This is a genomic window from Paraglaciecola sp. T6c, assembly GCF_000014225.1.
GTDB lineage: Bacteria > Pseudomonadota > Gammaproteobacteria > Enterobacterales > Alteromonadaceae > Paraglaciecola > Paraglaciecola atlantica_A.
Window position 1 is genome coordinate 2054416 of record NC_008228.1, and the last position, 19620, is coordinate 2074035.

Sequence of the window (19620 nt, forward strand, 5' to 3'; positions counted from 1 at the left end):
AAATCTTTACGTCTATCTCTATCTCAGTTGTGGCTAAGTAGCGTTAACCAGCCACAGCTGACTCGATGCTAATGACCGAAGGTTGCTGGTATTTATTGTCAAGTAACTCGCCTCGCCAGCTATTATCAGCATGCAAGTTTGCGGCTGTTTCACGAATAAGCTCAAACACGGCAGCAACGGCGGGGTTTTTGTGCTGATGCTCGGCTAAGCGCAAATAAACCTCACGTTTTAGCTCTGGCTCCGTGATATTAATGGCTCGAATTTGATGACTCGCTTCTAAGTGGCACGTCGCTGATGAAGGGTAAATGGCTAAACCAAACCCCTGAGAAACATAATGCAAAGTGGTCATCAATTGTCCAAAGGCGTTACGTGTCTTTAATTGAATATTGTTTTTTCGGGCTTGCTCCTCAAGCAATTTAGGTAGGGCGTCCCGTCTGTCTGGCATAAATAGTTCGTAATCTTGTAACGACTCAAAAGGGATTGAGCCAAACAATGAAAGTTCACTGTAGCTGGGGTTTTTAGGCCGTGGTGAAATATACAAATACAAATTCTCGTTAATAAGAGGCAATGAACTAGCGGCATGTTTACCTAAATCTGAGTTGTAACACAGAGCAATATCAATCTGCTGTTCGGCGAACCAACTTTCGACCATGTACGAGGGCCCAACTCTAAAGGCTAACTCTACATTAGGAAAGCGGTGCTCTAGCTCTGTCTGTAACTGCACCGACAGCACATTACACAATGATTGACTAAGGCCAACGATCACCTTGCCTTTGCACTGGGTTTGCTGCCCAATCAAGTCTAATTTTGCGGTATTGATTTGGTTTAAAATGAGCCGAGCGTGCTCTTCAAATTGAGAGCCTGCATGAGTGAGTGACACACCACGAAAATTTCGCTCAAAGAGTTTTATTTTTAATTCATGTTCTAAATTCGCCAGCTGCAAACTAATGGCAGGCTGTGCGACATCAAGCACTTTTGAGGCGCCCGATATACTACCTTGCTCTACAGTGGCCAAAAAGTACTCTAATTGTTTTGTATTCATTCGCTACCCAAATTTATACTTATTTTGCTCAAATAAACCGCTCGTTATGGAGGAATTAGCAAATTAAATGCCCAAATAGCATTTGCTCTTAGTTAGAGCGCTTGCTCGACAACCAAAAAACGACGTGTCCAGCGCAGGCTAAATCGCGTATGCGCATACTTGTTTCATCTCGCCTTCCCTCAAAAAAGCAATTTTAGTGCCGTATAACTTATTCTTTTTTGTTTGAAAATCGTGCTGTACGCCTCTTTAATTACCCGCGTTACTCCTTGAAAGCCTTATCATTAAAGGGTTATAAAAAAAATATGGGGCTGCACAATACTATTGTGCGTTCTGTCATTTGTTTCGTGTCGCTAGCATATAAACCTGATTTTCCAACCTCATCGAACGATAAATTAGGAAGTACGTTAGAACGATTATGCTAAATATTACGCGAAGACAATTTCTCAGTTATGTAGGGGCAGCGGGTGGTTCATCAGCATTACTTAAAACAAGTTTAGCTTTAGGTTTAATGCCTGATGATAGTTATTCAGGACCCGTTCAAATCAAGCCCGCAGCGAAAGGTGAACAGCCTACCGCACTCATCCTAGGCGCTGGTGTAGCAGGGTTGGCAACAGCCCTTGAGCTCGAAAAAGCCGGCATTCAATGTACCATTTTAGAGGCTTCTTTTAGGCCTGGGGGCCGCAACTTAACCGTTCGCAACGGTGACAAGATTGATGAAATGGGCAACACCCAAATTTGTCAGTTCGATAAACAAGAAAATTTGTTTTTCAACTGTGGTCCTGCACGAATTCCTGGTCACCATAGACGCTTGTTGCACTATTGCAGAGCATTGAATGTGCCATTACAGATCAAAGCTAATAGCAGCAAGATGGCATATTTTCATGATGATAATTCTCTAGACGGTAAACCTAAACGCATCATTGAATACCACACAGATGTACGCGGTTTAATGTCCGAATTGCTATGGAAGTCAGCAGATTCGCATAATTTTGACCAAATGATGTCAGAAGAAGATGTGGCCACGTTAATGAAGTTTTCTCAGACCTATGGTGATTTAACCGAGAACGGTAAATACATAGGCAGTGAGCGCGCTGGCTCAACAACCGATCGCATGTTGGAGTTTCCGAAGCCTCATGCGCCTATCGAATTAAAAGCCATGCTCGACAGCCAATTTTGGTACGGCGGTTTATTGGGCGCTGAGCTGTATGACTGGTGTGAGCCGTTAATGGAACCTGTAGGTGGCATGGATGGCGTGATTAAAGGCTTCTTGCGTAATCTCAAAACCCAGCCTGTGCTCAATGCGCAAGTGAAGAAAATCTACAACCGTGATAACGGAGTTGAGGTCACTTACGAGCAAGGTGGCAAGTTACATACGGTGCAAGCAGACTACTGCTTTAACAATATTCCTGCTTACTTTATGGCAGGTATCGATAACAACTTCTCAGATACATACCAAGCAGGTTTAGACAGCGTTAAGCGTGGGCACTTGTTTAAAATTGCTTATCAAATGAGCGAGCGTTTTTGGGAGCGAGACGGTATTTACGGCGGTATCAGCTATACCACTGACCCTATTAACCAGCTGTGGTATCCGTCTCATGACATTCATGCGCAAAAAGGCATTTTGTTAGGTGCTTATACGTGGGATGCGAAAGTCAGTGGCGTGTTTGAAAAAATGACACCGCAAGAGCGACTCACCGCTGGGGCGTTGTCCGCTGAAAAAATCCACCCCGGCTGCAGCAAGTACATCGAAAACGGTATCAGTATTCCATGGGCTCGAATGAACCATCAAATGGGCTGTGGTATGCGCATGAGCCCTGAAAATTTTGATAAATATTATCACTTACTGCAAAAGCCCGAAGGTCGTCACTTCATGATTGGCGATCAAATCAGTCATCACAGTGGTTGGCAAGAAGGGGCACTGGCCTCAAGTGAGCAAGCCTTGCAACAGTTCAATCACCTTGTTAGTTCTCACTCCAAAAGTGGAGGTGCCAGTCATGTCGCTTAAATCAACACTTTTTGCTTTATTGCTGGCGGGTAACGCCAGTGCATTGCATGCCTCTGAAGCTATTACACCTGAAGGCCTCGAATATTGCACTGTCTGCCACGGTAGCCAACTGAAGGGGAATGCCAATATTCAAGCCCCAAGATTAGGTGGGTTATCAAAGTGGTATATCGAGCGCCAACTCAATAATTTCAAGCAAGGCATTCGTGGAGCCCACACCAATGATGTGACAGGCAGTGAAATGCAAGCCATGGCACGTCACTTAACGCCAAGTGATATCTCTGCCATTGCCAGTTGGATTGGTCAAACCGAATCGCCTAAGCCTGCAACAACCCTTCATGGAGATATTGATGCGGGTAAAACCTTGTATCAAGCCTGCGCCGCTTGTCACGGAGCGGATGGTGGCGGTAATAAAGCCATAGGTGCGCCGCGCTTAAGTGGCATTAATGATTGGTATGTACTCACCCAAATCAATCATTTCCGTGAAGGTATTCGCGGTAATGACCAAAAAGACATTTACGGACAACAAATGAAAGCCGCTGTTTCGATGGTGCAATCAGATCCTGATGCGGTGAATCTCGCCGCCTATATCAGCCAACTTAAATAAACCAGGAGTTACCTTTACATGATCAAACGCATGAACAAACGCATTTTACTTACTGCTGCTGCCGCCGCTTTATTCAGTGTCAACAGCTTGGCAGAAGTGACGCGTCACGCCTTACCAAACAACAATCCGTTTCCCATTTCTCGCGCAGTGGAGGTTACGCCTGACACCACGTTAATTTTCCATGCGGGTATGACACCAGGCCCTGTAAATCCTGACGCTGAAAAGGGCAGCCGCGAATATTACGGCGATACCGAAACCCAAGCCTTGAGTGTGTTTAAACGTCTAGAAGGCTCGTTTAAAGACTTAGGCGTTGATTTTGGCGATGTCGTCAAGATGCAAGTGTTCATGGTCGGTGACCCAACCATGGACGGAAAGATGGACTTTGGCGGTTTTATGAAAGCATACACCAAGTACTTTGGTACGAAGGAGCAGCCAAACAAACCATCACGTTCGGCTTTTCAAATAGCAGGTTTGGCTGGTGGCCCGAACATGTTGATAGAAATTGAAGTGGTACTGGCCAAGCCAGAGTAAGCGTCAATACGAGTCCTGCTCGGGAAGAGCAGGCTGTGCAATAACGGAAATAGCCAAGTTAATTAGCTCGCAAAGATTAAAAAATAAAAAAAGGTGAACACACATGCTCAAGCAAAATAAACTTAGCAAAGCAATAAAAACCGGGTTGATGACCTGTGCAATCAGTTCTGTGGCAGTATCATCAGCAATGGCACAAGAAACACAGACGCCAGATGAAGCGGCTGCTGCGTATGAGAAAGTGGTAATTACCGGCTCTCGCGGCGCTCCTCGCTCGCTAGCGGATTCGCCTGTACCAGTTGATGTACTCAGTGAAGACGATTTAGCCGCAGTGCCTTTTTCGGATACCAATGACATATTAAAAACGTTGGTGCCGTCATATTCATTGCAGCGCCAGCCCATATCGGACGGTGCATCTTTTATTCGTCCTGCCACCTTACGCGGTATGCCAACGGATAAAACCTTAGTCTTGGTAAACTCTAAACGTCGCCATCGCTCTGCACTTGTGCAAATCGGTGGTTCTGGTACGCAAGGGCCTGATATTGCGACCATTCCGTCTTCTGCCCTTAAAGGTGTTGAAGTATTGCGCGATGGTGCTGCAGCACAATATGGTTCTGATGCTATCGCAGGGGTTATCAACTTCGTTTTAAAAGATAACGATGAGGGTGGCTCTTTCTCAGTTGATGCTGGTCAATATTACGAAGGTGATGGCGAACAAGTCACACTAACGGGTAACATTGGTTTCGCATTAGGCGACAACGGCTTTTTGAGTTTATCTGCTGAATACGCAGATTCAGACTCAACCAATCGCGGTGAGCAATATTGTGAAGATTGGTGGTGTGGTGATGCAAGCGATCCACGGGGCGCAGCAAACCCTTATTTAAGCGACCCTGATTTTGTTGCCGGTATGGAAAATGCCAACTTAGGCGGCGAAGACGTGGTACAGCCTTGGGGACAACCCAATACCTCCGCAACGCGTATTTTCTTTAACAGTGGTTACGAATTTAACGACGACATGAAGTTCTACGCTTTTGGTAACTACTCTGAAAGTGAAGGGGACGCTTCCTTCTACTATCGCTACCCAGGTAACGGCACCATAGAAGATTTGCGCCAAGAAGATGGTTCTATTTATAGCCCATTAGAGAAATTCCCAGGTGGTTTTACGCCACGCTTCTTTGGTGATATTACTGATTTCTCATTGGTTACAGGCCTAGAAGGCGAGTTTGCTAATGGCATGACGTACGATTTCAGCGGTCGTTATGGCTCAAATGAAATTGAATATACCTTGAAAAACACCATTAACCCTTCCATGGGAGCTGATTCGCCTACCTCGTTCCATCCAGGCGATCTGATTAACGAAGAGTTGCAATTCTCTGCAGATTTCACCAAGTACTTTGACTTTGGTTTGTACTCAGACGTGTTGTTTGCCTTTGGTGCCACTTACATGGAAGAAACCTACGAGCTTAAAGGCGGTGACGAAGCATCTTACTCTGCAGGCGCTTACGCTACATCTGATCCATGGGGATTCTGTGACGATGCAGGCGGCACGACTGCTGCTGGCTTAGCGGTTATCACAGGTGGCTCAACCCTTGATTGTTCAAATGCTGATGATCCTGTTTACACCGCAGTTGGTGTTGGCTCTAATGGTTTCCCAGGGTATTCACCTGAGTACTCTGGTGAATATGAGCGTGATATGCACGGTATCTACGGGGATGTGAGCAGTGACGTAACTGAAGCGTTATTTTTGCAAGCTGCTATGCGTTACGAAGATTACTCGGATTTCGGTTCTGAACTCGTCGGTAAGGTCGCGTTTAAGTACACCTTGAGTGACGAATTTAACATGCGTGGCTCAGTGGGTACGGGCTTTAGGGCGCCAACACCTGGTCAACAAGGTACTACTAACGTTTCCACCCGTTTACCTGACGGGCTGCCGGTAGCCACAGGTTTATTCCCTGCATTAAGTGCAGTGGGTCAAGCTTTGGGTGCTGAAGCGCTAAAACCTGAGAAATCATTGAACTACAGCCTTGGTGTAACCGGCAATATTGATGACTTGAACGTGACATTAGATTTCTATCGCATTGAGCTTGAAGATCGCTTCTATGCGGTATCGACCTTGGATGTATCCACGGATGAAACTGATGCAGATGCCTATGCTAACTTCTTGAAGCTAGAAGCAGCGGGTGTCGCTGGTGCAAACACTATTGGTGGTGTTAACTACTTCCAAAATGCGTTTGATACTGTGACCAACGGTATGGATTTTGTTGTGACCTACACCATGGGTGATACTGTACTAACTACATCTGTTAACTACAATAAAACCGAAATTGATTCAGATGCATCAGCTTACTTGAATGCTGAAGATCAATTCGATTTAGAGAATGCTATACCTGAATGGCGCGGTGTTGCTTCAGCGAAACACAGCTTTGAAGACTTAACACTATTGGTACGCGCTAACGTATATGGCTCTTATGAAAACGCGATAAGCTCTGATGCGACAACGCGCCAAGAATACGACCCAACCGTATTCTTCGATTTAGAAGCCAGCTACCAAATCAGTGAAAATGTCAGTATTGCAGCGGGTGCACGTAACATCTTTGACGAATACCCAGACAAAGATGACGGCGACGACTGTTGTGGTGCGGTGTACTGGTCAAGCAACATCGTTGATTGGCAGGGTGGTTACTACTACATGCGTTTGAATACTGTTTTCTAGGTATACCTATGCATAGCAGTTAACGAACGACCTTAGTATTCGTTCATAAAAAAAGCGGCTCAAATGAGCCGCTTTTGTGTGTTTACGTTACAGCTTAATCAATGTCAGTTTCTTTTGGTGGCTCATAACGGCGTATTTGCACCACCATGCCGAATAAAGGGTGATCAAAATAGTGTAACTGTTTAGAAATCACTCTACGTAACTGATCAAAGTGAAAGCTTTGTAAAAAGTTATTCGGTTGCACATCGGTATCACCGGGTAAGCGCAGGGTAATAGGCGCTCGATAGTCTAGATTGCTGTCAATGTGCAAGTAGGGCGTGCGACCCAAATTTTCTAGGTACACCTTAAAGTCACCCTCTAACTGCCAAAGCGGTTTCTCTGCGACTTGAATGAAATCTTCTGCGTCGATGCTGGCGTCAGCAGGAGTGCCCTGACTAAAATCAATGACCTTTGCAGGCTCTGGCGAAGCGAGCGCAGCATTGATTTGCGCGAATAAGGCCTGATTAGATAACCCCTGTTCACTGCTAGCGTCATCATCTTCTAGTGCTGAAAAGCGCGGGTCTGTTGGTTCAACTTGTGGTGATTCAACTTTGCGTTGACCATCTTGGTCATACGCTTGCGCGTAATTTTCACCGGCAATTAATCTAAACGGCTGGGCGTTGTCTTTGCCAAATACCACAGGCTGGCGCCATGTTAAATGCAAAATCGGGGTGAGATCTTTTTGCCAGCGGATATGTTCTTCAAGTTTTTCTAGCTGTTGAGCAGATTTAGGCAACAGGTATGGGCTTTGGCGATTAGGCCATTCCACGCCATCAATATTGCGGGGTATTCGCTCAGGTTGACTGACATCAATAGGCTTGTCATAAGGGCCTGCCAGTAACACGCGGTCTTGTTCGAACGCGCAAGGCAGCGATTGAGGAATTTGCCATTTAACCCAAGTTGGCTCCGATAGAGTAGGACTCGTGCTAGGCGTAACTTGTGCGCCGCTTTGACTGACATTATCGCTACCAGTGTAGACCCGGGTATCAATGGTGCTTGTTGGGTTATTTGCTACCGAGCTGCTTTGCGCGCCCCGTAGCTGATCAATCAAGGCCGTGGTTTCGTCTGCTGCCGGCTCATCTTGTACATCAAGATAAGAATAATCCGTTTCTGTAAATACCGTGTTTGCTAAGATGAATTGGCGCTCATGTTGTTCTTTTTGATTTACTTCAACACTGGCATCACACGAAGGTAAGCCAGCACTCATGTAGGTCAGATCCGGCGTAATATAATCACTGAGTAAATCGAATGCGGTTGGCGATGCAAACTCTGGTGCTTTATGGGCAAAGCTTTCAGCGATACTTTGTGCCGCAATATCTCGCTTAAACACAATCACTTCAACATCAAACCACCAGTCATTAGCGTGCGCGGTATTATGCAGGCCTAACGTGCAGCTTAAGGCGAGCAGTGTCATGCCAAGCTTTGGCTTTCGCGCTGTGGTAGATTGGTTTTTGGTGTTAACAAAACTAAACATATTTGGCATTAAGCGGCTCTTAATTGCTGGCTAAACTCATTTAACATATCCAGGATAAGTTGCAGCCTATCGCTGGCGGATTGTGTTGGTACATTGAATTTCAATTTGTTGGCGCCTTCAAGTCGATAAATGCGCGGCTGTGATTGTATCAGTTTAATGATAAAGCTTGGGTCGATTTGGGTTTTATCTGAAAACTCAATCGCACCCCCTGCATTGTTGGCTTCAACCTTATTAATACCGACTTTCTTGGCCACTAATTTCATTTGACTGATTTGCACTAAATTCTTAGCGGCATCAGGCAGTAAGCCAAAGCGGTCGATCAATTCAATTTGCACTTCATTGATTTGTCTCTCGTTTTTGCAGCTAGCGAGCTTTTTATACAAAGACAAACGGGTGTTCACATCACTGATGTAATCTTCTGGGAATAGTGCAGGTAAGCGCAATTCGATTTCCGTTTGATTAGCAAGGGCGGTGTCAAGTGATGGCTCTTTGCCTTCTTTTAACGCTTCCACCGCTTGCTCTAACATTTCCATATATAAAGTAAAGCCGACCGTGGTGATTTGACCGGTTTGGTCGTCCCCGAGCAATTCACCGGCACCGCGTATTTCTAGATCGTGAGTAGCAAGGGCAAAACCTGCGCCTAAATCTTCCAGTGAGGATATGGCATCCAGACGTTTTTTGGCGTCTTTGGTCATGCGTTTAGGGTGCGGCGTTAATAAATAGGCGTAAGCTTGGTGATGAGAACGACCCACACGGCCACGCAATTGGTGTAACTGAGCAAGGCCAAGATGATCCGCTCTGTCCATGATAATGGTATTCGCTGATGGCACATCGATACCGGTTTCAATGATGGTGGTACACACCAACACATTGTGTCGCTGGTGGTAGAAATCCCCCATGACCTTTTCAAGTTCCCGCTCGCGCATTTGGCCATGGCCTATGGCAATACGTGCTTCAGGCACCATTTCGGCAATTTCGTCAGCGGTACGCTCGATACTATCTACTTCGTTGTGCAGAAAGTACACCTGACCACCGCGCAGAATTTCCCGCATGATGGCTTCGCGGATAAGCTCTTTGCTACGTTGGTTCACAAAGGTCTTGATCGCCAAACGTTTGGCTGGCGGCGTCGCTATAATTGACAAGTCGCGCATGCCGGAAAGCGCCATGTTAAGCGTTCTCGGTATGGGCGTGGCGGTCAAAGTCAAAATGTCTACGTCTGAGCGCAGGGCTTTAAATTTCTCTTTTTGGCGTACGCCAAATCGGTGCTCTTCATCGATAATAACTAAGCCCAAGTCATCAAATTTCACATCACTTTGCAGCAGTTTATGGGTGCCCACTACAATATCCACTTTGCCATCGTCGAGTCCGGCCATGACACCTTTTTGGTCTTTGGCACTGCCAAAACGTGACATTACTTCTATCTTAAACGGCCAATCAGCGAATCTGTCTTTGAAGTTTTCATAATGTTGCTGGGCAAGCAAAGTGGTGGGGACCAAGATGGCCACTTGTTTACCTTGATTCGCTGCGATAAAGGCAGCGCGCATAGCGACTTCGGTTTTACCAAAGCCCACATCACCACACACGAGTCTGTCCATGGCGTTGCTGCTACCCATATCTTGAATAACAGCGTTGATGGCTTGTTGCTGATCTAAGGTTTCTTCAAAGGGGAAACTGTCGCTGAAAGCTTGGTATTCGTCCCAGGCTATTTTATAAGAGTAACCGGGCTTAGCTGCGCGCCTAGCGTATACGTCAAGTAATTGTGCGGCCACGTCTCGCACGCGCTCGGCGGCTTTTTGCTTGGCTTTGCTCCAGGTCTCGGTGCCTAGATTGTGCAGAGGGGCTTTTTCTAAATCACCACCACTGTAGCGGCTGATCAAATGCAGCGCGGATACCGGCACATATAACTTGGCTTCTTTGGCGTATTCAATGGTGAGGTATTCTGTGGTGATCCCGCCAGCATCTAATGTTTGTAAGCCGAGGTAGCGACCCACGCCGTGATCTAAATGCACCACAGGCTGGCCAATGGCCAGTTCAGCCAAGTTGCGAATAACGGCGTTTTCGTCAGTGGCTTGGCGTTTATCACGCAGACGGCGCTGACTTATCTTATGGCCGAGCAATTCGGTTTCGGTAATAAACGCCAGTTCTTTGTTGTCTTCAAAGAGCACGAAACTGTGTTCGGCCAAGCCAATGGTAATACCTACTAGCTCTTTGCTTTTTTGAAATGCATCTAGGTGTTCAAACGCTTTGGGTTTGATGCCCGCTTTACCTAATAAATCGAGCAGGCTTTCACGGCGTCCCTGAGATTCCGCGCTAAACAGCACTTTACTGCCGCTTCTTTGCCAATCAGCAACCCGCTGCTTAAGCGTTGCCCAGGGCACTTTGTTTTGTGATTTTATCGCGATATCACCAATCGTGCGGGTGTCGTAATTGGTGACGCCGGCTTTTTGCTCCTTGGCATTTTGCTCAATGGTGATCCGTGGCCACTGCTTTAACGCGCCGAAGAGTTCTTCATTGCGCAAAAATAAATCTGCGGGGGCCATCAGCGGGCGACTGAGGTTATAACGCAGTTGCTCGTAGCGCTCGTTCACATCAGTCCAGAAGAAGTCACAGGCCTTGGCTAAATCGCCGTGCATCATGAGTAAGGTGTCTGGGTGAAGGTAATCAAACAGGGTGGCGCTTTGCTCAAAAAACAGCGGCAAGTAGTATTCAATGCCGCCAGGCATCATGCCTTTACCGACTTGGTAATAGATAGACTCTTTAGAATTATTGGCGTCGAATTTTTCTAAGTACTGCTGACGAAACAGTTTGATGCCGTCTTGATCAGTAGGAAACTCACGCGCCGGTAGCAGCTTAATTTCGTCAATTTTATCCCCTGAGCGTTGGCTGTCGGGGTCGAAATAACGAATGCTGTCGACGTCATTATCGAATAAGTCGATACGAAACGGCTGCTGACTGCCCATGGGGAATAAATCGATAATGCTACCGCGAATCGAAAACTCACTGTGGCCCATCACCTGATTGACATGTTGGTAGCCAGCGCGCTCTAACCCTAAACGGAACGCGTCTATGTCTAAGGTTTGATTGACCTTTAAAAACAACAAATACTTGCTGAGGTAATCTGTTGGTGCCATGCGCAGCATCAAGGTATTAACCGGCACAATGAAGACACAGTTCTCGGCCTGAGTGAGGCGGTATAAGGTTTCTAAACGCTGTGAAATGATATCTTGATGAGGGGAAAAGTTGTCGTAGGGCAGGGTTTCCCAATCGGGAAAAAGCTGCACTTGCACATTTTTACCTTGTAAGAAAAAGCTGAGTTCTTTTTCTAATTTCATGGCGCTTGGGGTATCTGCCGTTACCAGCAAAATAGGGCCTTTGGTCTTGCCCGCAGCGTTGGCAATAGACATTGCCAAACTACTGCCGTGTAAATTGCCCCAGTGAATTGCATCTCGTTGGCCTTTGGCCAAAGTCGGATTAAAAATACTTGCTGTCATCTAAATTAGTCGTTCTTTTGTTGCTTGGCGCGTTTGCGTAATTGCGCCGTTTGAAGATGTAAACTGGCACGTACCAGAAGATCCTGATCTTCTTCACGAATGCAGTTATAAATAAGTGACACATGATACTGCGCGCCTGCCTGCTGGCACTCAATGACTTCGCCATAGCAAAAAATGGCGGAGGCCTCTTCCTTTAGAAACAATTTTAATTCAACGATTTGCTCAGGCTCGTAGGCTTCATCGCACTTAACGATAATGCCGCCACCGCCGAACTTTACTGACTCGTAAGCTAAGCTTGGGTCGTCTTGTTGCTGCAATACCAAGGACATTAACAAATCAATTTTGCGAGATTGCGCGTTTAAAAAGTTGGCCAGCTCGACAGCATGTTCCCCCATGTTACGCAGTGGGCGTAAGGCTTGGGCATCAATGGCAGTTGCTTCACTAGCCACTCGAAACGCGTAGGGCATGTGCTCCCCTAAGTCATCGACATCGGGCAAGGTAAAGCCAGCCGCAACGGCTTTAAAGTTAACCCGTATGGCATGCTCTATGGTGAAAAATTCATTGAATTGTTGCTGTTTTTCTTCGAGGCTAATGCCGTGCATGTATTCTCCGAAAATGAGTATCGTTATTCACTGTGGCTCAAGGGCCTGTCTTTATCGGCCGGCTAACGGTTAATTTAGCATTTTAGGCGGCAAAACATAGTTTGGCCTATTGTAACCTTGTTTGCGCTATGACCAGAGCGTATTATTCAAAAAACGTTTTACTTTACCATGAGTTAAACGATTATGACTGTAGTCATTTATGCTGTGCTTTTGTTAAATAAAGTCAGTTAAAACAAAGTTAGGTTAAATAAATTCAGTTTACTCAAACAAACGTTAATAAACACAGTCAAATGAGCCACCGCGTGATGTAACCTGCACGCCGAATTATCTCTAACCCTTTGCTAAGAGTCCATTGCTAGCATGTTTCACTCTGTTTCTGCATTTATCGGTTTGCGTTATGCAAAATCGTCTAAAGGTAATCAATTTATCGCCTTTATTAACGCCTTCTCTGCCATTGGCATCGCCCTTGGTTTAATGTCTTTGATTACGGTGTTGTCTGTAATGAACGGATTCGAGGGGGACTTGAAAGATCGTATCCTCGGTATCGCGCCGCATATAGTGGTAGATACGCAGGGTGAAAACGAGCAGATCATTTCGAGCTTGTCAAAATTACCGGGCGTAACCGCCACCAGTGACTTTATTGAGTCTGAAGGCGTGGTGCAGTCATCGCGCAGCTTAGAAGGGGTGATGATACAAGGCGTTGAGCCACAAACCACTCATGAGCACTCCATTATTGCCAAGAATATGTTGGTCGGGCAGATCGCAGATTTAACTCCGGGCAGTTATGGCATTATCGTCGGTCGAGCATTATCAACGCGCCTAGGCTTGAGGGTGGGTGAGCAAACACGCATTTTATCTGCACAGGGCAGTGTCTTTGGGCCATTTGGGCAAATGCCGAGCCAGCGTTTATTCACTGTGGTAGGTGTGTTTGATGTGGGCTCAGAGCTTGATGCCAAAGTGATTTTAATGAACATCAATGACAGCGCTAAGCTGATGCGTAATAAGGTCAGCCGTATCGCGCAAACGCGGTTATTTTTGCAAGATCCGTTTGAATATAAGACGGTGGTCGACAAGGTAACTGAGGTTGGCCTTAAAAGCGACGACTGGCGTACGCGCCAAGGCCCGCTGTTTGATGCCGTTAAGATGGAAAAAAACATGATGGCCTTAATGCTGCTGCTCATTATCGCGGTGGCGGCCTTTAATATTGTGTCGGCGCTGGTGATGGTGGTGACTGAGAAGAAAGGCGATATTGCTATTTTACTGACCCAAGGGTTGTCGCGCGGGCGCATTATGCAGGTCTTTTTGGTTAATGGCTTATATAACGGTATTAAAGGAACGCTGTTTGGCGCAGCGGGCGGTTTATTACTTGTCAGCCAACTAAACAATTTGTTGAGCTTATTTAATGTGCCGATTATGGCGGCTACCGGCGGGGCAGGGTTGCCCATAGTCATGCATTGGCATCAGGTGGTGATGCTTATTCTGTTTTCCTTGCTGCTGTGCTTTGCTGCCAGTATTTATCCTGCTTATCGGGCGGTGAAGGTTGACCCAGCCAGTGCGCTTAAATATGAATAGTTTTATTGCCGAGTCAGGTCACTCGTCACAAATTTGCCATAATCGCCATCTCTTATCATAAGATTTCAGTGTATAATGAGCGATGATTTAAAATTAGCACGCTGATTTGTTAGCTTAAGCAGTCAGTGGCACTCCACGCTTTAAAGGGTTTTTCGATGGAAAAAACATTTATTACCGCTCAGCAATTACTAGAAGATTCATTTCGCTTAGCATCAAAAGTGTACGAAGATGGTTTTCGTCCGCATTTTATTATTGGCATCTGGCGCGGCGGTGCGCCAATTGGTATCGCGGTTCAAGAGTACTTCGATTTTAAAAAAGTAGAGACAGACCACATTGCCGTGCGTACATCGTCTTATTACGGTATCGATCAACAATCAAAAACCATCAAAGTGCACGGTTTGCATTATTTGATTGAAAACGCCAATGCCGAAGATGACTTGCTTATTGTTGATGATGTGTTTGATTCAGGCCGCAGTGTTGATGCGCTGATTAAGCAAATTAAGAAGTTGTCTCGCGCGAATATGCCGAAAAACATTCGTATTGCTTGCCCTTACTATAAGCCGCAAAACAATAAAACTGACATAGTGCCAGACTACTTTGTACACGAAAGTGCCGAGTGGTTGGTATTCCCCCATGAGATTTCAGGCTTAACCCCAGACGAAATCATCAATGGCAAAACAGATTTAGCCAACGTACGCGACATATTGGTGTAATAACGCCGCGTTTGTCTGTGTAAAGCGGATTGAAAAAGGAGCCTAGTTGCTCCTTTTTTTTGTGGTTTTTAATCTGCTGCGAGTGAGCTCTCGATCAATCAATCTTGAGCTAGGGCCTCCCAATCAAGTGAGCTTGAACCAGGTCTTCTGAGTCAAGCAAGCCTTCGCTAGGCATTCTAAATCAAGCAAGCTTTAGCTAGCTCTTCTTAGTCAAGCAAGCTTTCGCTAGGCAATTAAAAGGTAAACAACTCAACGCTATTGTCTTTTTTCCAGCGTTTTTTGGCCGCGATTTGCTCGAAACGTTTTTCTGATTTGTACTGCCAATGCTTGGTAGCAGCAATGAGGTTTTTGCTACTGTCTTTAATCCATTCACTTTTCGCCTCTTGTGAAACGAACATATACAACTTACCTGCCTCAATGGTGTAAATTGAAGGGTCTGCGATGACGTCTTTTTCCATTACCAGAGAGTGGGCGCAAAGCGCGCCAAATTGCGGTAAATACTGTGCAGGGTTATTAGCGAATTTCTGCTGATTCTTTTCATTGGCGAATAAATAGCGCTGACCCATATACACGGCTTGAAAAGCATCGTTTCCCAGTTTAGCTCCGCTTAGGTTGAAATAGGTTGTTGGGTCAAAGCCTTGCAGTGCTAATGTGCCCTGTTTTTCAACAGCTGCCCTGTCGAGCGATTCGGCGAACGCAATATTCATTGTTAAAAGGTAAAACCCAAAAAGTAACCCTGTGATTTTCATTATTTTCTTGCCTAGCATGTGTGTATTCCTTTTTGAACTGCGCTTTATCTAACGCTTTATATAGCGTTCTATTCAGCTTTTTCTTGGAGCGTTTTTGTTACGAACCAGATATTTGTATAAGTAAAGACAAGGTCAGCGCCAATAATATTGCACGCCAATGGCAAATACTTCCGCTAGTGGCTTCTAAGGTTTAGCAACATGCCGTCAAACAGGTGGTAGCCTAAATGAAAATAGCGCTATATTAGGCCTTACCTCTGTTTGCTTTTACGCTAGGTTTACGATGAAAATAACGGCCTCACAAAATGCCTCTAAAATAACCGCAAAGACAGCGCCAGAACAGAAGCAAACACAGGAGCAAGAAAAAGGACGAGGGCAAGAGTACATGCACAGTCAAGACAAGGCATACAGCCAAATCTATACCCAAGCGCGTCAGTGGCTATTAGACTTCCCGGATACAGTCGAAGACTTTCCGTTTGGGCCTGAGGTAGCGGTTTTCAAAGTCAAAGGTAAAATGTTCGCTACGCTCTCTTTGGGCAAAGCGACTCCCCGTGCAAATTCTCACACTGCTAGCATTAACGATGAGCAAGCGCAGACCAGTGATGAGAGCACTAACAGATGCAGTAAAGAGGGTTGTAAAGAATGTAGTAAGGAGGCCAATAAAGTGTATTGGATGAACCTAAAGTGCGATCCTTACGAGGCAGTTATGCTGCGAGACGTTTTTAGCGCAGTCATCCCCGGGTATCACATGAATAAACAGCATTGGAATACCGTTATTTTGGATGGCAGCCTGCCAGCCGGCGAACTTCAACGAATGATAAAACACTCCTTTATGCTGGTGGTGAATAAGCTGCCGAAGAAAGCGCAGGTATCTATTCTGCTTCACCTATAGTTAGTGCCCAGCTCGAAAGTGCTCAGCTCGAAAGTGCCTAGCTGAAAATTTCGTTAGCGGTGGGGACTCACTTGATCCAGCTTTGCTCGGTGCACTCCAACGAAACACTGATGTAGGGAAAAGCGCAGTCATATTCACGCTGTCGTATTCGCGCTGTCGTATTCACGCTGGCATAGTCATTGCTCCTTACCTATTGAAGCACGTCTGCGCGCAACGGGTGTTCAGGCGATTTTCGCAATATTTTCTCAACAAAGGAGATAATGATGAATCAAGATCAAGCTGAAGGAAATTGGAAACAATTAAAAGGTAAAGCCCAGCAGAAGTGGGGCGATCTTACCGATGACGACGTAGACAAAATGAAAGGCAGCCGCACCGAACTGGTGGGCAAAATCCAAGAGAAGTACGGCAAGTCTAAGGAAGAAGCAGAGCGCGAGGTAGACGACTTCTTCGATAGTCATTAATCATCAGCCATTCGTACCATTAAAATTACCATTGAAAGCGTGTGAAGAACTGTTTCTTCACGCGCTTTTTCTTTTTCACTCCCCCTTCTTTTTTACGTTTACTGGTTTTCAATTCAATCCCCTCTGGCCGCTTTGGTGATGTACACCGACACGGAATCATCGATGTTCAACACGTGAAAATCTTACAATGAGGTAATAAAATTATTCATGAAATCAATACAGAGTGGAGCGATTTTTGATAAACGAACCCAGGCTCAACCCCACGTTTTATATGCGTTTTTCTACCTATAGGGCCCGTTGGCACGTTTGAAGCATTAGTTAAAGTCCACTCATTGTTAAAAGGAATAGTTATGTTACGTTGGGCTGTTATATTTTTAGTTATTGCACTGGTTGCTGCAGTGTTGGGATTCGGCGGAATTGCAGGCTCTGCAGCCGGTATCGCAAAAATTATTTTCTTCGTATTCTTAGTTCTACTGGTTATTTCAGTGGTGATGGGCAGAAGGAAAGTCTAGCTACCTTAATTCATGATCAGGCTGCCAATGCGCAGCCTTTTTTTTGAGTATTTATTAATAGCTTACAGCCAGTAAGCAGCTAGCTTCAGGCTACGCCTCAACTAACCAGTTTTATCATTCTTGTCCCATTCCGCTCAATCTCAACTTCCCGCTTTCTCAGAAAACGCACTTTGTCACTGGGAATATGAAATTTTGGCCTGTCGATACCTGTAAATTGATAGTTATAAAAGAGACTATAGCGCGCAGGCTAGCAACTAATTTAATGTCGCTATTGTTTAGTCGCCAATGTTGGGTGATTGAGAGATAATGCATTGAATATCTAAATCTCGGTAAATACCACATCGCCTGCCAGTCTAGGCAAAAGACTAACAGCAAAGCGTTCGGGACATTAAAAACAAAATAGGCTCTTCATTTCTGACGAGCCTTTTTATCAAGATGTTTGGTGGAGCTGGCGGGAGTGTACGACATTCGGTCTTGAAAACCTTTAAGCACTCGTATTTAAGTGGTGTTGGTTGTCAGCGGGGTCCGAACATCTATCTTTATATGCTTTATTCGTCAGACTCTGGGCTTTCTTCTTTTACCTTTTCTTCGGCATACCATCGAGTGCTCATCATTATGCTATGATACACATTAAAAATGGCTGACTTACAGAGCATTAACACTAGAATAAAGCCTGCTTGATATACAGATAATAGGAAGATGTAAATTAACTTAGTGAAATAAAATGTGATTGAGTCAAATTCTGGGAATGTTGGTAAAAGGATTTTTCCCAAATATGCAATAGCCACTAACATAAGAAGATCCAATATTATCTTAATGAAGTTACAATGACCCAACTTCAGGTATGACATATCGTAATTAGGATGCTTATGGAGAGCCATTATTCTCATTAGCTCTTTATCGGTCATACTTGCAAATAAAACGTAAGCGGCAAAAATAAAACCAATTAAAGATACTGACGCTGTCAATACAGTATCTGACGCCGAGACTATTAGAGTTTCCACATCTTTTAAGGAGTCGATACGCAAAGAATAAAATGCGAAGAGAATAGCTAGGCTGCACAAAAACACCCAAAACGTATCTCTCGCCGTTTTGATCTCTCGGGTTAGTTTAAAGAGTTTCCAAAAAGTATTCTCTTTTGTTATTTCTTCGAATTCCATACGCCGAATAGCTCTATAATATTCTTAATTTTTTGTTGGACTAATTTGATATTGTCCACTCTAGGTTGTTTGACAATACCGTCTTTTATAAGTTGCCAAAAGGTTTTATGGGCTTTGTAGGCCATCAATTCAGGTGTTTCTTCGATTTCAGAGATTGGCATCTTTAGGTCGAAGTCTTCCTCAGTGCCACTCACTGGACCTCCATCAACAGCATCCCCTTTCACTAAGAAGTTCACATTGTTGTCCTCGCTGGCTGCTTTCGCAAGCTCGATGACCTTTTCATGTTTTAGAGACTTTTTCCCCTTGTTATATATGAGAGTGTTTTTTGAATCAGGTCCCATTTCTTTATTCTGATCGCGGAGCACTTTAAAAAGAGACGATAGGTCAGCCTCATGATTAGTTTTGTTAATTTTCAATTCAAAACGATTTACCGACTTCATACTGTTGATGAATTCCATAATTCCATCTGGTGATGAGAGTTTAACAATCTCAATAGATGGGCTTGGATAACTGATCCTAAGGCTTTTCTTAGAAGGAACTTTAATTGTGCCTCCGTTAAGTTTGTTCATCTCTTTTTTTCGTGTGTGAATTTCATCAATGATTTCAGATATTTGAAGTTTTATTAGGTGCTCAACTAATAACTTAAAGTTAGATAGGGTTGGACTAAGAGTGAATTCTTTAATGAAGTAGAGCCTATGATCTTGTAGGGACAGTATGAATGTTGACGACGGAGAATCTCGTAGTTCATCGTGATCCGCCACAACGTCTGACTCGTTTTCATCAAGCAGTTGCTCTCTACTATAAACAAAATCTTTTACTATTTTTCCGTATAGAAAATAATCGCTTTCTTGAGTCTCTGAGTTTTCTATCTCAAGATGTTTTACATCAATGAATTTATAAAAGGAAATTACAGAGACACCCACGGTAACTAATTGAACTACTAGAGAAGGAATTACAGAGACACCCATGGTAACTAATTGAACTTCTAGAGAAGACAAGAATTACATAGACACCCATCATAATTTGCAAGCAACAATTACTCCCATATCCAAGATGGAACTCTCCT

16 protein-coding genes are annotated in these 19620 nt (G+C 44.8%); 9 read left to right on the forward strand and 7 right to left on the reverse strand.

Annotation, left to right across the window (positions count from 1 at the left end; all coding sequences use genetic code 11):
* Window positions 1-43: 43 nt before the first annotated feature.
* Complete coding sequence (locus PATL_RS08780) at window positions 44-1042, reverse strand: LysR family transcriptional regulator (RefSeq protein WP_011574544.1); 999 nt, start codon at window positions 1040-1042, stop codon at window positions 44-46.
* A 415-nt stretch (window positions 1043-1457) separates the two neighbouring features.
* Between PATL_RS08780 and PATL_RS08785 the strand changes: the two genes are divergently transcribed.
* The 4 genes from PATL_RS08785 to PATL_RS08800 all read left to right on the forward strand — a co-directional run bounded on the left by PATL_RS08785 (window position 1458) and on the right by PATL_RS08800 (window position 6892).
* Complete coding sequence (locus PATL_RS08785) at window positions 1458-3047, forward strand: flavin monoamine oxidase family protein (RefSeq protein ID WP_011574545.1); 1590 nt, start codon at window positions 1458-1460, stop codon at window positions 3045-3047.
* Window positions 3037-3651, forward strand: a complete 615-nt coding sequence (locus PATL_RS08790; RefSeq protein WP_011574546.1) for a c-type cytochrome — start codon at window positions 3037-3039, stop codon at window positions 3649-3651. The genes PATL_RS08785 and PATL_RS08790 overlap by 11 nt, the downstream gene beginning before the upstream one ends.
* 18 nt (window positions 3652-3669) lie before the next feature.
* Window positions 3670-4182: a RidA family protein gene (locus tag PATL_RS08795; RefSeq protein ID WP_011574547.1), complete on the forward strand. Its 513-nt coding sequence runs from the start codon at window positions 3670-3672 to the stop codon at window positions 4180-4182.
* A gap of 103 nt (window positions 4183-4285) precedes the next feature.
* Window positions 4286-6892, forward strand: a complete 2607-nt coding sequence (locus PATL_RS08800; protein WP_011574548.1) for a TonB-dependent receptor plug domain-containing protein — start codon at window positions 4286-4288, stop codon at window positions 6890-6892.
* Window positions 6893-6986: 94 nt separating this feature from the next.
* On the opposite strand, the gene PATL_RS08805 is transcribed toward PATL_RS08800, so the two are convergent.
* The 3 genes from PATL_RS08805 to PATL_RS08815 are packed head-to-tail and all read right to left on the reverse strand — an operon-like array spanning window position 6987 to window position 12498.
* Complete coding sequence (locus PATL_RS08805; RefSeq protein ID WP_011574549.1) at window positions 6987-8414, reverse strand: CsiV family protein; 1428 nt, start codon at window positions 8412-8414, stop codon at window positions 6987-6989.
* The gene (gene mfd, locus PATL_RS08810) at window positions 8414-11896 is read right to left on the reverse strand and encodes a transcription-repair coupling factor (RefSeq protein WP_011574550.1); all 3483 of its coding nucleotides are present in this window, start codon (window positions 11894-11896) and stop codon (window positions 8414-8416) included. The genes PATL_RS08805 and mfd overlap by 1 nt, the downstream gene beginning before the upstream one ends.
* A 5-nt stretch (window positions 11897-11901) precedes the next feature.
* Window positions 11902-12498, reverse strand: a complete 597-nt coding sequence (locus tag PATL_RS08815) for a PilZ domain-containing protein (RefSeq protein WP_011574551.1) — start codon at window positions 12496-12498, stop codon at window positions 11902-11904.
* Window positions 12499-12858: 360 nt separating this feature from the next.
* Here PATL_RS08815 and PATL_RS08820 point away from each other — a divergent pair, with 360 nt between their 5' ends.
* The gene (locus PATL_RS08820; protein ID WP_011574552.1) at window positions 12859-14070 is read left to right on the forward strand and encodes a lipoprotein-releasing ABC transporter permease subunit; all 1212 of its coding nucleotides are present in this window, start codon (window positions 12859-12861) and stop codon (window positions 14068-14070) included.
* 155 nt (window positions 14071-14225) lie between these two features.
* Window positions 14226-14783: a phosphoribosyltransferase gene (locus PATL_RS08825; RefSeq protein WP_006994798.1), complete on the forward strand. Its 558-nt coding sequence runs from the start codon at window positions 14226-14228 to the stop codon at window positions 14781-14783.
* Window positions 14784-15016: 233 nt separating this feature from the next.
* On the opposite strand, the gene PATL_RS08830 is transcribed toward PATL_RS08825, so the two are convergent.
* Window positions 15017-15550: a YHS domain-containing (seleno)protein gene (locus PATL_RS08830; RefSeq protein ID WP_011574553.1), complete on the reverse strand. Its 534-nt coding sequence runs from the start codon at window positions 15548-15550 to the stop codon at window positions 15017-15019.
* Between the two features lie 364 nt (window positions 15551-15914).
* On the opposite strand from PATL_RS08830, the gene PATL_RS08835 reads away from it, so the two are divergent.
* The 3 genes from PATL_RS08835 to PATL_RS22400 all read left to right on the forward strand — a co-directional run bounded on the left by PATL_RS08835 (window position 15915) and on the right by PATL_RS22400 (window position 17394).
* Window positions 15915-16421, forward strand: coding sequence for an MmcQ/YjbR family DNA-binding protein (locus tag PATL_RS08835; protein WP_011574554.1), 507 nt, complete (start codon window positions 15915-15917; stop codon window positions 16419-16421).
* 263 nt (window positions 16422-16684) lie between these two features.
* The gene (locus PATL_RS08840; protein WP_011574555.1) at window positions 16685-16882 is read left to right on the forward strand and encodes a CsbD family protein; all 198 of its coding nucleotides are present in this window, start codon (window positions 16685-16687) and stop codon (window positions 16880-16882) included.
* 350 nt (window positions 16883-17232) lie between these two features.
* On the forward strand, window positions 17233-17394 hold the full coding sequence (locus PATL_RS22400; RefSeq protein WP_006994792.1) for a DUF1328 domain-containing protein: 162 nt from the start codon (window positions 17233-17235) through the stop codon (window positions 17392-17394).
* A gap of 548 nt (window positions 17395-17942) precedes the next feature.
* On the opposite strand, the gene PATL_RS08850 is transcribed toward PATL_RS22400, so the two are convergent.
* Together PATL_RS08850 and PATL_RS08855 are read right to left on the reverse strand one after the other, a co-directional pair.
* Window positions 17943-18554 (reverse strand): hypothetical protein, encoded by a 612-nt coding sequence (locus PATL_RS08850; protein ID WP_011574556.1) that lies wholly within the window; start codon window positions 18552-18554, stop codon window positions 17943-17945.
* Entirely contained in the window at window positions 18536-19552 is a 1017-nt protein-coding gene (locus tag PATL_RS08855) for a hypothetical protein (RefSeq protein WP_011574557.1), read from the reverse strand. The genes PATL_RS08850 and PATL_RS08855 overlap by 19 nt, the downstream gene beginning before the upstream one ends.
* Window positions 19553-19620 lie beyond the last annotated feature (68 nt).